This window comes from Streptomyces sp. NPDC043685 (genome assembly GCF_056436585.1).
The window spans coordinates 59844-71986 of sequence record NZ_JBWKCH010000003.1 but is presented as its reverse complement, the minus strand read 5'-3'; the positions used below and the strand labels follow the sequence as shown (position 1 = coordinate 71986).

Below are 12143 nucleotides of genomic sequence, written 5' to 3'. Positions count from 1 at the left end.
GGAGCCGGAGCCGTCGGGTCCGGGGCCCCCTCCCCTTCGCTGCCCCCGCCCGGGCGACGTCGATCACAGTCGGCGGCGCGCCCGATGTCGTGCCCCCGGAAAACCGCAGGTCAACGCTCGAATGTCCTGTGGTTATGGATCTCCGTCATGTCAGGCATTGGACGCATGCCACGCAGCGTCACAGGGTGGAACGAACCCCGGTACCGACCTTGTGAGGAGTCATCATGGGCACAGAGAGGAGCACCGTCGACGGTGCCATCCGGACGAGCGCGCGCGGACACGCCGTCCTGAACAGTCCGCGTCTGAACCGGGGTACGGCCTTCACCCGGCGGGAGCGGCAGGAGCTCGGGCTGACCGGTCTGGTGCCGCCGCAGGTCCTGACGCAGGATCAGCAGGCCGCCCGCGCCTACGCACAGTTCCGGTCCCAGCCGGACGACCTCGCCAAGAACGTCTATCTGACGGCGCTGCGCGACCGCAACGAGGTGCTGTTCCACCGGCTCCTCGGCGACCACCTCTCCGAGATGCTGCCGATCGTCTACACCCCGACCGTGGGCACGGCGATCGAGCGCTACAGCTACGAGTACCGCCGCCCGCGCGGCGTGTACCTCTCGGTCGACGACCCCGAGTCCATCGAGAGCTCCCTGCGCGCCTCCGGGCTGGGCGCCGACGACGTCGACCTGATCGTGGCGACGGACGGCGAGGCGATCCTCGGCATCGGTGACTGGGGTGTGGGCGGCATCGACATCGCCGTCGGCAAGCTCGCCGTCTACACGGCCGCCGCGGGCGTGGACCCGTCCCGGACCCTGGCGGTGATGCTGGACGTCGGCACGGACCGGCAGGAACTGCTGGACGACCCGCTGTACCTGGGCAACCGGCACCCGCGCGTGGACCGGGACCGCTACGACGCGTTCGTCGACGCCTACGTCACCGCGGCCACGAAGCTGTTCCCCGACGCGCTGCTGCACTGGGAGGACTTCGGCTCGTCCAACGCCCGCCGGATCCTCGACCGCTACCGCGAGAAGACGCTCACGTTCAACGACGACATCCAGGGCACCGGCGCCGTCAATCTGGCCGCCGTGCTCTCCGGCGTGCGCGCCGGCGGTGCCGCACTGCGCGACCACCGGGTGGTGCTCTTCGGCGCCGGCACCGCCGGCATCGGGATCGCCGAGCAGCTCCGTGACGCGATGATCGCCGACGGACTCACGCCGCGGGAGGCCGCGGAGCGCATCTGGGCCGTGGACCGCCACGGCCTGCTGGCCGAGGGCCAGCAGGGGCTGCGGGACTTCCAGCTGCCCTACGCCCGCCGCCGCGCCGAGGTCGCCGACTGGCGGCACGACGAGGACCTCGGCGGGGTGCCGCTGGCCGAGGTCGTCGACCGGGTGCGTCCGAGTGTCCTGATCGGCACCTCGGGGCAGGGCGGCGCCTTCACCGAGGACATCGTCCGTGCCATGGCCGCGCACACCGACCGTCCGGTCATCCTGCCCCTGTCCAACCCCACGCGGCTGGCCGAGGCCGTCCCCGCCGACCTGCTCGCCTGGACCGGCGGCCGGGCCCTGATCGCCACCGGCAGTCCCTTCGAGCCGGTGGAGACGGACGGCGTCACCCATCACATCGGACAGGCCAACAACGCGCTGGTCTTCCCCGGGCTGGGTCTGGGCACGGCCGTCGCCCGGGCCGAGCGGATCACCGACGGCATGCTGGTGGCCGCGGCCCGCGCCATCGCTGACCAGACCGACCCCACGGCGCCGGGCGCGCCGATCCTGCCCCCGATCGACCGGCTGCGCGAGACCTCCGTGGCGGTGGCCGTGGCGGTGGCCCGCGCCGCGGCCGCCGACGGCGTCGCCCGGGAGAGCGCCGACGACACGATCGAGGAGCGGGTCCGCGCGGCCATGTGGCATCCGGTGTACCCGCCGATCGAGGCCGTCTGACGGACCTTCGCCCGGCTATCGCTCCTCCCCCGAGGGGGCGCCGACCGAAGCTCCCGGCTCTCTGACGTACCGTCACCGGCCCGCGCGGTCGCGCCCCCGCCTTGCTCCTAAGGATTGACGCAGTCATGTCTTTCGCCGAGATCTTCACCGTCGTGGTGCCGGTCTTCCTCCTCATCCTGGTCGGCTACGGCACCGGCCGCCGGGCGCTCTTCGACGCGGGCGGTGCCCAGGCACTGCGCGAGCTGACCATGCAACTCGCGCTGCCCGCCGCCCTGTTGCTGAGTATCTGGCAGACACCTCGGCACGTGCTGATCGAGCAACTGCCCCTGGTGGGCCTGCTGGCGTTCGGGTTCCTCGCCGTCTACGCCGTCCTGCTGGGCGTGCTGCGCCTCGCGGCCCGCCGGCCGCTGAGGCGGGCGGCCCTGTTCGCGCTCGCCTGCGTCCAGCCGCAGTACGCCTTCATGGGCACGTCCATCCTGGGAGGCCTGTTCGGGACCGCGCAGGCCGCGGTCCCGATCGCCGTCGCGGGCATCATCGTCAACGTCGTGCTCGACCCGGTCGTCCTGATCCTCCTCGGCATGCCGGACCACCCGGAGCGCCGGACGGTCACCGCCGGGGCGGCGGACCCCGCACGGCGGCCCGTCCTGGCCACCGTCGGCGGACGCGCGCCCGAGGCGGCCGTCCGGCCGGCCCTCGCCGGGTCCGGGGCACCGGACCCGCGCCCCTCCGTACCGCGCACCGTCGGGCACGCGCTGCGCGAACCGTTCTGCTGGGGCCCCGTCCTGGGCCTGGTGCTGTCCATCGCCGGGGTGGGCGTGCCGGAGATCGCCGATGCCACGCTGAGTCTGCTGGCGGGCGCCGCCTCGGCGACGGCCCTGCTGTACGTCGGCGTCTCCGTCGCCCGGATCGGCCGGCCCGCGCTGTCCCCCGCCGTGTGGGCCGTCTCGCTCACCAGCGTGGTCGTCCTGCCCCTGCTCGTCTACGGCACGGGGCTGCTTCTGGCCTCCGAGGCGGTCGCCGCCCAAGCCGCGCTGATCCTCGCGTTCCCCGTCTCGCCCGTCCCCCTGATGTTCGCCGCCCGGCACGGCTCGGCCGAGGACGTGCGGACCATCGGCTCCGCCGTCGTGGTGAGCCTGCTCCTCTCCTTCGTCACCCTGCCCCTGCTCATCGAGCTGGTCGGCTGACCTCGACGGGAGCACGGATGCCGGGGCCGCGCCTCGCACACTCCGCGCCCGCCGTCCGCCCGACCTCTGCGAAAGGACACGGCCTCATGACACCCGCCGCCGTCACGCGACCGGGCCGCCCGCGCCGCCCCTCGCGGCCGTGGTGGCCGCGCTCCGTTCTCGGCCGGCTGCCCGGATCCCTGCCGTTCGCCGCGGCGGCCCGGGGGGCCGTCGCGCTCGCGCTGCCCCTGCTCGCCGGGCTCGCCACCGGGTGGGTCGTGCTCTCGGCCATCGCCGCCATCGGCGCCCTGTGGGGGGTGAGCCAGGACGGCTCCGACCCGTACCGGGTCCGGGTACGGCGGCTGGGCTGGACCGGGGTGTCCAGTGCGCTCGGCCTGCTGGCCGGTGAAGTCGCCCTGCGCAGCGGGGAGTCCGTGGCCGTGGCGGGGTGCCTGGTGGCCGCCGCGCTCGTGGCGGGCGGTGTCGGCCTGCGCGGGCGGATCGCGTCCGTGTCGGGCATGCATCTGCTGCTCGGCGTCACGATCGGCAGCGGCATCCCCGTACCGGGGCCGTGGTGGCAGCCGCCGCTGGCGCTGCTGGCCGGTGTCGCGCTCGTCCTCGTGCTGTCCGCGGCGCCCTGGCTGTGGCGCCGGCACCACCTCGAACGGGACGCCGTACTGGCCGTGTACCGCAGCGCGGGCGAGGCCCTGGCCGCGGCGGGCACCGAGGCCGCCGAGGAGGCCCGCCTGCGCATGACGCTGGCCCTGAACCACGCCCACGAGGTGATGGCCCCCCACCTCGCCCCGCGCGGGCGGCGGCAGCGGGACGACACCGGGGACCTCGTCCGGGCGTTCCACCACGCCGTGCGGCTGGGCGAGGCCGTGACGGCGGTGGTGTGGGAGGGCCGCGCGCTGCCGCCCGCCCTGACTCGCATACCGCGGCACCTGGCCGGACGCCTGCTGCCGGGGCACCTCGCGGCCCCGGAGGACCGTGTGGCGCAGCCGGTACCGGCGACCGGCTCGCCGGGCAGGCGCGCCCTGGCCGAACTGGTCGCCGCCGTGGACGGTGAACCGGACGGGCCAGACCTTCAGTTGCGTCTTCCGGCGCACTCCGGGCCCGGACGGGCGGCCCGGGTGCGGTACGCCTTGCTGCTGGCCGGGTGCGTGCTCGCCGCCCATGTGCTCGCGGAGGTGCTGCACCGGCCTCGCGGCTACTGGCTGCCCATGACGGTGGCCTTCGTGTACAAGCCCGACTTCGGGCCGCTGTTCCCCCGGGCCCTGCACCGGTGCGTCGGCACGATCGTCGGGGTGGCCGCCATCGGGGCGGTGTCCGCGGCGGCCACCGGTACGTACGCCGTGGTGGGTGTCGTGGCCGTGTTCGGCGCGCTCATGGCCATCGGCGTGCGGCACCACTACGCGCTCGCCACGCTGGGCCTGACCGCCGTCGTGTTCGTGCTGCTGGACCTGCTGGGCGACCATCGTCCGCTGTACGGCGCGCGGGTGGTGGACACGGCGCTGGCGTCCGCGCTGGTGCTCGTCGCGCACTTCGCGGTGTGGCCGGACTCGGCCGCCCACCGCGCCGAGGCACAGACCGAGGCCGCCGTCGCCGCCGCGCGGCGCTACCGCGACGCCGCTTCGCAGGCGGGCCCGGTCCAGCGGCAGGCGCTGCGCCGCGCCGCCTACCACCAGCTGGCCGAGGCCCGCCGCACGGTCGCTCACGCCCGTCGGGAACCGGCCCGCCGCGGGCGGCCGCTGCCCGACTGGGAGAGCGCGATCACGGCGGCCGAACAGCTCTGCGACCAGGTGACGGGACACGTGGTCGCGGGTGCGGCGAGCCCGGCCCGGTAGCGGGTCCCGGCCGGGACGGCAGCCTCCGGCCCGGACGGCAGACACCGGCCCGACAGCAGGTCCCGACCCGGACGGCAGACACCGGCCCGACAGCAGGTCCCGACCCGGACGGCAGACACCGGCCCGACAGCGGGCCCCGACCCGGACGGCAGGCTCCGGCCCGCGCGCTGATGTGATCCACGCTGCCGTCGCCCGGGTCACCGACGACCCGTGACGGGGAAGAATGGCGGCATGGATCTTCAGGTGCTGCGTTCCTTCCAGTCCGTCGCGGAGGGGACGACGGTGACCGACGCCGCGACGGACGCCGGCATCACCCAGCCCGCCCTGTCCCGCGCCCTGGCCCGGCTGGAGGACGAGGTCGGCGCCGAGCTCCTCCAGCGCGTCGGGCGCGTGCTGCGCCTGACCCCGGCGGGCCGGGTGTTCAAGGAGTACGTCGACGGGGTGCTCGACAACTACGACCGGGGCCGGCGGGCCGTGGCCGAGATGGTCCACCCCGACGCGGGCGTGGTGTCGCTCGCCTTCCTGCACACCCTGGGCACCTGGCTGGTCCCCCGGCTCGTCACCGACTTCCGGCGGACCTTCCCGCAGGCGCAGTTCGAACTGCACCAGGACGGCGAGATGGGCCTGACACGGCACCTCCTCGAAGCGACCGCGGATCTGGTCATCACCAGCAGCGACCCCGGCCACCCCCTGATCACCTGGCGGCGCCTGCTGGTGGAACCGCTGCGGCTGGCCGTACCGTCCCGGCACCGGCTGGCCAAGCGCCGCCGGATCCGCCTGGCCGAGGTGGCCGAGGAGCGGTTCATCCTGCTCAAACAGGGATACGGGCTGCGCGACATCACCGCGGGGCTGTGCCGCGAGGCCGGCTTCGCGCCGGTCATCGCCTTCGAGGGCGAAGAGGTGGAGACCCTGCGCGGCCTGGTCGCCGCGGGCCTCGGGGTGTCCCTGATCCCGTCGTCGCCGGACACCACGGCGGCCTCCGATTCCCCGATCCGCTACCTGGAGATCACCGACGTACGGGGCGCCCGGGACATCGGCATCGCCTGGCTGAGCTCCCGCTCCGTGCCGCCGATCACCCGGCGCTTCCTCGACCACGCGCTGCGGGCGTCGGCCGGGGAGTGAATGTCCCTTCCTGTCATGGGAAGTTGAGGCATGTCCGGCCTTGTCCAGGGCGACACGGGCAGGTTTCACCGGGCGCAGCGCGACGGCGCCGACACGCACGGTGGTGCACGGAACATGGGAGGGAGACCGCACTTCCGCCGCACAGGGACGCATGTGACACTGTCGTCCCGTCCGCCGTGCGGACCCGTTCCGCACCGCCGTCCCCCACGAGAAGGGCGCCGTGCGTTCTCTACCCCTGCCCCTCGCCCTGACCGCCCGTCTGTCCCCGGTGGTGGTGCTCGCCTCGCTGGGCTGGGCCCTGTCGTCCGGTCCCCTCGCCGCGCCGCAGGCCGCCGGGCCCAAGCCGGCCGAGGAGAAGACCGAGACACGGTCCGCGTCGGCGCCGTCCAGGTCGACGGTGTCGAAGACGTACGCGGCCGCGCCCGCCCCGTGCGAGAGCGTCGCCAAGAAGACGATCGAGTCGCTGGTGCCGGGCGCCAAAACGGGCGGCAAGGAAATCCCGTCCACGGACACGAAACTGCGCCGCACCTGCTCCTGGAACGCGCTCAAGGGCTACGACTACCGCTGGCTCGACGTGTCCTACGAGATCATGGAGTCGGACGAGGCGGCCCGCGGTTCCTACGAGGTACACACCGGGAAGAAGAGCGGCGGCGGGGCCGTCCCCGGCCTGGGAGACAGTGCCTACTCCGTCGTGAACCTCACCACCGAGGACAAGCAGGAGACCCGCGAGGGCGTCGTGATCGCCCGCGCCGCCAACGCGCTGGTGACGGTCACCTACAACGGCAGCGACTTCGAGTCGAAGAAGGCGCCCGGCACGGACACCATCAACAAGGGCGCCATCAAGGCGGCGAAGGAAGCGGTGGCCGCGCTGGAGGCCGGCAAGGGCTGATCGCCGGCCTCCAGCGCCGGTCCGCGTCCATCAGACAGCCGTGCGGTCACGGCCTCGCAGGGCCATCAGCAGCAGGTACAGCACCATGGACGTCCCCAGGCCGACGGCCCAGCCGTAGTCGGCCAGATCGGCCAGCGCCGGGATCGGACGGCCGTCGATCAGCGGCTTGAAGTTCGCGCCGCCGACGGCGAGGACACCCCCGACCGCGAAGGCGACGACCGCCCGCCAGTTCCAGCCGCCCTCGTACCAGTACCGGCCGCCGGGCCGGTACAGGTCGGCGAGGTCGAGCCGGGAGCGGCGCAGGATCCAGTAGTCGGCGATGAGGATGCCCGCGACGGTGCCGAGCAGGCCGCCGACCAGGCCGAGCCAGGTGAAGATGTAGCCCTGTGGGTCGGAGTACAGCTTCCACGGGAAGATCAGCACGCCGAGGACGCAGGTGGCGAGGGCGCCTGCCCGGAAACTGATGCGCCGGGGCGCGATGTTGGAGAAGTCGAACGCCGGGGAGACCAGGTTGGCGGCCACGTTGACGGAGAGCGTCGCCACCAGGACGGTGACCAGGGCGAAGAGCAGGCCCACCGTGTTGTCGGTCTTGGCGGCGAGCTGTACCGGGTCCCAGATGGCCTCCCCGTAGACGGCCTGGGAGCCGGAGGTGACCATCACCGACAGGAACGCGAACAGGGTCATGGTGGTCGGCAGGCCGAGCGCCTGGCCCCGGGTCTGCGCCTTCTGGCTCCTGCCGTAGCGGGTGAAGTCGGGGATGTTCAGCGACAGGGTGGACCAGAAGCCGATCATGCCCATGAGGGCGGGCGCGAACAGCTTCCAGAAGTCGGCGCCCCAGCCCAGCTTCGACGGCTGGTCGAACAGCGGGCCGAAGCCACCCGCCTTGTCGCTCATCCACCACAGCATCACGAACGCGCCGACGAGCACGAAGGGCGCCGCCCAGTTCTCGAAGCGGCGGATCGTCTCCATGCCCCGGTAGATGATGACGACCTGCAACGCCCAGAAGATCGCGAACGACAACCACATGGTCCAGGCGTAGCCCCCGACCTTCGCGGCGTCCGTCCAGCCGGTGCCGACGAGCTTGCCGGCGAGGAAGTAGATGGCCTCGCCGCCGATCCAGGTCTGGATGCCGAACCAGCCGCACGCCACCAACGCCCGTACGACAGCGGGCAGGTTGGCGCCGCGGATGCCGAAGGAGGCCCGGGCGAAGACCGGGAAGGGTATGCCGTACTTGGGCCCGGCGTGCCCGGTGAGCAGCATCGGTATCAGCACGATGACGTTGGCCAGGGCGATGGTGAGCACCGCCTGCTTCCAGTCCATGCCGACGGCGATGAGCCCGGAGGCCAGGGTCCAGGAGGCCGTGTTGTGGGCCATGCCGACCCACAGCGCGGAGAAGTTGTACGTCGTCCAGGTGCGCTTGTCGACCGGGACCGGCAGCAGGTCCTCGTTGGCGTAGGGGCCGGTCGGCACGGGGGCGCCCGGGGCGATCTCCACCCGGCCGTCGGCGAGGGTGACTTGGGTGGTCGGCGGTGGGGCCGTGGGAGCGGTATCGGTCATGGGCCGGGCCAATCAGGGGAGGTGGGACGGGAAAGGCCGTGCGGTGACGCCGATGGGGGGTGCGCTCCGGGTGCGGCGGGGAGCGTCCTGGCCCCCTTCCCGAGCCGCCGGGAAGGGGGAGTTCACAGGGGGTGGGGCGGCGGAGGTCAGCCGTTGAGGGCCGGGATCACCCGCGATCCGTAGGCCTCGATCACGGCCTCCTGCGCGTCGTGCATGTCGTAGACGGCGAACTGGTCCACGCCGAGGGCGCGCAGTGCCTCCAGCTTCTCGATGTGCTTCTCGACCGGGCCGATGAGGCAGAACCGGTCGACGATCTCGTCGGGCACGAACTGGGTGTCCGGATTGCCGGCGCGGCCGTGGTGGGAGTAGTCGTAGCCCTCGCGGGCCTTGATGTAGTCGGTGAGTGCGTCGGGGACGGCGGCCGAGTGCTCGCCGTACTTGGAGACAAGGTCGGCGACGTGGTTGCCGACCATGCCGCCGAACCAGCGGCACTGCTCGCGCGCGTGAGCGAGCGCCTCGGGCGAGTCGTCCTCGGTGACGTAGGCCGGGGCGGCCACGCAGACGGTCACCTCGGCGGGGTCCCGGCCGGCCGCGACGGCCGCGTCCTTCACGGCCTTGACCATGTACTCGGTGAGATACAGATCGGCCAGCTGGAGGATGAACCCGTCGGCCTCCTCACCGGCCATCTTCAGGGCCTTGGGCCCGTAGGCGGCCATCCACACGGGCAGTTCGGCGTCCGGCTTGGTCCACGGGAACCGGACGACGGTGCCGCCGAGGTCGGCCTCCCGTCCGCTGCCGAGCTCCCTGATGACCTTCATGGCCTCGCTGATCCGGGCCAGGGTGTTGGGCTTGCGGCCGGCCACGCGCATCGCGGAGTCGCCGCGGCCGATGCCGCAGACCGTGCGGTTGCCGAACATGTCGTTGAGGGTGGCGAAGGTGGAGGCGGTGACCTCCCAGGTGCGGGTGCCCGGGTTGGTCACCATCGGGCCGACCTTCAGCTTCGTGGTGTTGGCCAGGATCTGGCTGTAGATCACGAACGGCTCCTGCCACAGCACGGCGGAGTCGAAGGTCCAGCCGTACGAGAAGCCGTTGCGTTCCGCCCGCTTCATCAGGCTGATCACCCGCGAGGCCGGCGGGTCGGTCTGCAGGACGAGTCCGAAGTCCATCTGCGCCACTCCTAGGTGAGGTACTGACAGGTGGATCGCGGGGTGAACACGCCGTGCCCGGCACGCCCGGTGTACTCCCGCTCGGTGATGACGGGTTCGCCGCGCGAGAGGACCGTCTCCACCCGGCCGGTGGTGCGTTTGCCCTCGTACGCCGAGTAGTCGACGTTCATGTGGTGCGTCTCGGCGGACATGACCTGCTCGGCGTGCGGGTCGTAGATGACGACGTCGGCGTCGGCGCCCGGCGCGATGGTGCCCTTCTTCGGGTAGAGGCCGAACATGCGGGCCGGGGTGGCGCAGGCGATCTCGATCCAGCGGCGGCGCGAGATGTGCCCGTCGACGACCGCCTGGTGGAGGAGGTCCATACGGTTCTCCACGCCGGGAAGGCCGTTGGGGATCTTGGAGAAGTCGCCGCGGCCGAGTTCCTTCTGGCCGGTGAAGCAGAAGGGGCAGTGGTCGGTGGAGACGACCTGGAGGTCGTTCGTGCGCAGGCCCCGCCACAGCGCGGCCTGGTGTTCCTTCGGCCGCAGGGGCGTGCTGCACACGTACTTGGCGCCCTCGAAGTCCGGCTCGGCGAGGTTGTCGGTGGACAGGAACAGGTATTGCGGGCAGGTCTCGCCGAACACGTTCAGTCCCTCGTCGCGGGCCCGGGCCAGCTCGGCGACCGCCTCCGTCGCCGAGACGTGCACGACGTACAGGGGCGCGCCGGCCACCTGCGCGAGTTTGATGGCGCGGTGGGTGGCCTCGGCCTCCAGCAGCGCCTTGCGGACCTCGCCGTGGTAGCGCGGGTCGGTCTCGCCGCGGGCGAGCGCCTGCTCGACCAGGACGTCGATGGCGATGCCGTTCTCGGCGTGCATCATGATCAGGCCGCCGTTGCCGGCGGAGCGCTGCATGGCGCGCAGGATCTGGCCGTCGTCGCTGTAGAAGACGCCCGGGTAGGCCATGAACTGCTTGAAGGAGGTGACGCCCTCCTCTACCAGGTGGTCCATCTCCTTGAGCGTGTGCTCGTTGACGTCGGAGACGATCATGTGGAAGCCGTAGTCGACGGCGCAGTTGCCGTCGGCCTTGGCGTGCCAGGTGTCGAGGCCCTGGCGCAGGGTGTGGCCGACGCTCTGCACGGCGAAGTCGATGATCGTCGTGGTGCCGCCCCAGGCGGCGGCGCGGGTGCCGGTCTCGAAGGTGTCGGAGGCGAAGGTGCCGCCGAAGGGCAGCTCCATGTGGGTGTGGGCGTCGACGCCGCCGGGGATGACGTACTTTCCGGTGGCGTCGATGGTCCGGTCCGCGGTGAAGGACTCCGCGGTCGGGGTGTGGGAGGTGGCGAGGGCGGCGATGCGGCCGTCCTCGATCAGGACGTCGGCGTGGATCTCGTCGGATGCGGTGATGACGAGGCCGCCGCGGATGACGGTTCGGGTGCTCATGATCTGTCGCTCCTCGCCGTGTGAACGTGCCGGTTGACTGTGGCTGCTCGGGCCCGCGCGGCGGTGGCCGCCCATCGCAAACGGCCCCGCGCCCCTGCCGTGGCGCTTACGGAGCCGTCAGTGGCCCGTACGCACCCGGCGCCCGGTCCCGGTAGAACTGCCAGCGGTCGCGGACCTCCCTGAGCTTGGCCATGTCGAGGTCCCTCACCACCAGTTCGGGCTCCTTGTCGCTCGCCACCTCGCCGACGAACTGGGCCTGAGGGTCCACGAAGTACGACGTGCCGTAGAAGTCGTTGTCGCCGTACTCCTCGACCCCGACCCGGTTGATCGCGCCGACGAAGTACTCGTTGGCCACGGCCGCCGCCGGCTGCTCCAGCTGCCAGAGGTAGCCGGACAGGCCGCGGGACGTCGCCGAGGGGTTGAAGACGATCTCGGCGCCCGCCAGGCCCAGCGCCCGCCAGCCCTCCGGGAAGTGGCGGTCGTAGCAGATGTAGACGCCGACCCGGCCGGCCTTCGTGTCGAAGACGGGCCAGCCGCTGTTGCCCGGGCGGAAGTAGAACTTCTCCCAGAATCCCCGCACTTGGGGGATGTGGGTCTTGCGGTACTTGCCGAGGTAGGAACCGTCCGCGTCGATCACGGCGGCGGTGTTGTAGAGGACGCCGGGCTGCTCCTCCTCGTACATCGGCAGCACCAGGACGATGCCCAGCTCCTTCGCCAGGGCCTGGAAGCGGCGCACGATCGGGCCCTCGGGGATCTGTTCGGCGTACTCGTAGAAGGCCGGGTCCTGGACCTGGCAGAAGTACGGCCCGTAGAACAGCTCCTGGAAGCAGAGGACTTGGGCGCCCTGCGCGGCGGCGTCGCGGGCCGCCTGCTCGTGGACCTGGATCATCGACTCCTTGTCGCCCGTCCAGGCGGTCTGGAAGACGGCGGCACGGATCACTCGGCTCATCGGGACCTCCGGTCGCTCGGTGTGCCGTGAGCCTAGGGAGGGCGAGAGGCGTCGTTGAGTTGCACCGTGTCACGTCCCGGGGCGTGCGGCGTGCCACCGTGTCACTC

General features: G+C 72.2%; 9 protein-coding genes. 5 read left to right on the top strand and 4 right to left on the bottom strand.

What is annotated here, in order from left to right:
• Nucleotides 1-224 precede the first annotated feature (224 nt).
• The 5 genes from AC0665_RS09540 to AC0665_RS09520 all read left to right on the top strand — a co-directional run bounded on the left by AC0665_RS09540 (nucleotide 225) and on the right by AC0665_RS09520 (nucleotide 6949).
• Nucleotides 225-1928 carry an NAD-dependent malic enzyme gene (locus tag AC0665_RS09540; RefSeq protein ID WP_478609491.1) on the top strand — a complete coding sequence of 568 codons (1704 nt, stop codon included), beginning with the start codon at nucleotides 225-227 and terminating at the stop codon, nucleotides 1926-1928.
• Nucleotides 1929-2053: 125 nt separating this feature from the next.
• The gene (locus AC0665_RS09535; protein WP_478609494.1) at nucleotides 2054-3112 is read left to right on the top strand and encodes an AEC family transporter; all 1059 of its coding nucleotides are present in this window, start codon (nucleotides 2054-2056) and stop codon (nucleotides 3110-3112) included.
• 86 nt (nucleotides 3113-3198) lie between these two features.
• Complete coding sequence (locus AC0665_RS09530; protein ID WP_478609496.1) at nucleotides 3199-4938, top strand: FUSC family protein; 1740 nt, start codon at nucleotides 3199-3201, stop codon at nucleotides 4936-4938.
• 231 nt (nucleotides 4939-5169) lie between these two features.
• Nucleotides 5170-6060 (top strand): LysR family transcriptional regulator, encoded by an 891-nt coding sequence (locus tag AC0665_RS09525; RefSeq protein WP_468632094.1) that lies wholly within the window; start codon nucleotides 5170-5172, stop codon nucleotides 6058-6060.
• A 220-nt stretch (nucleotides 6061-6280) separates the two neighbouring features.
• Nucleotides 6281-6949: a hypothetical protein gene (locus tag AC0665_RS09520; protein ID WP_478704747.1), complete on the top strand. Its 669-nt coding sequence runs from the start codon at nucleotides 6281-6283 to the stop codon at nucleotides 6947-6949.
• 30 nt (nucleotides 6950-6979) lie between these two features.
• On the opposite strand, the gene AC0665_RS09515 is transcribed toward AC0665_RS09520, so the two are convergent.
• From AC0665_RS09515 to AC0665_RS09500, 4 genes are all read right to left on the bottom strand, one after another.
• The gene (locus AC0665_RS09515; RefSeq protein WP_478609502.1) at nucleotides 6980-8506 is read right to left on the bottom strand and encodes an NCS1 family nucleobase:cation symporter-1; all 1527 of its coding nucleotides are present in this window, start codon (nucleotides 8504-8506) and stop codon (nucleotides 6980-6982) included.
• 146 nt (nucleotides 8507-8652) lie between these two features.
• Complete coding sequence (locus AC0665_RS09510) at nucleotides 8653-9672, bottom strand: TIGR03842 family LLM class F420-dependent oxidoreductase (protein ID WP_478704746.1); 1020 nt, start codon at nucleotides 9670-9672, stop codon at nucleotides 8653-8655.
• An 11-nt stretch (nucleotides 9673-9683) separates the two neighbouring features.
• On the bottom strand, nucleotides 9684-11087 hold the full coding sequence (gene hydA, locus AC0665_RS09505; protein WP_478704745.1) for a dihydropyrimidinase: 1404 nt from the start codon (nucleotides 11085-11087) through the stop codon (nucleotides 9684-9686).
• Between the two features lie 106 nt (nucleotides 11088-11193).
• Nucleotides 11194-12036, bottom strand: coding sequence for a nitrilase-related carbon-nitrogen hydrolase (locus AC0665_RS09500; RefSeq protein ID WP_468632084.1), 843 nt, complete (start codon nucleotides 12034-12036; stop codon nucleotides 11194-11196).
• Nucleotides 12037-12143: the final 107 nt, after the last annotated feature.

Bases quoted from the DNA above. Each gene is read 5' to 3' on its own strand.
- AC0665_RS09540 (WP_478609491.1), top strand. From the start codon at position 225: ATGGGCACAGAGAGGAGCACCGTCGACGGTGCCATCCGGACGAGCGCG.
- AC0665_RS09535 (WP_478609494.1), top strand. From the start codon at position 2,054: ATGTCTTTCGCCGAGATCTTCACCGTCGTGGTGCCGGTCTTCCTCCTC.
- AC0665_RS09530 (WP_478609496.1), top strand. From the start codon at position 3,199: ATGACACCCGCCGCCGTCACGCGACCGGGCCGCCCGCGCCGCCCCTCG.
- AC0665_RS09525 (WP_468632094.1), top strand. From the start codon at position 5,170: ATGGATCTTCAGGTGCTGCGTTCCTTCCAGTCCGTCGCGGAGGGGACG.
- AC0665_RS09515 (WP_478609502.1), bottom strand. From the start codon at position 8,506: ATGACCGATACCGCTCCCACGGCCCCACCGCCGACCACCCAAGTCACC.
- AC0665_RS09510 (WP_478704746.1), bottom strand. From the start codon at position 9,672: ATGGACTTCGGACTCGTCCTGCAGACCGACCCGCCGGCCTCGCGGGTG.
- hydA (WP_478704745.1), bottom strand. From the start codon at position 11,087: ATGAGCACCCGAACCGTCATCCGCGGCGGCCTCGTCATCACCGCATCC.
- AC0665_RS09500 (WP_468632084.1), bottom strand. From the start codon at position 12,036: ATGAGCCGAGTGATCCGTGCCGCCGTCTTCCAGACCGCCTGGACGGGC.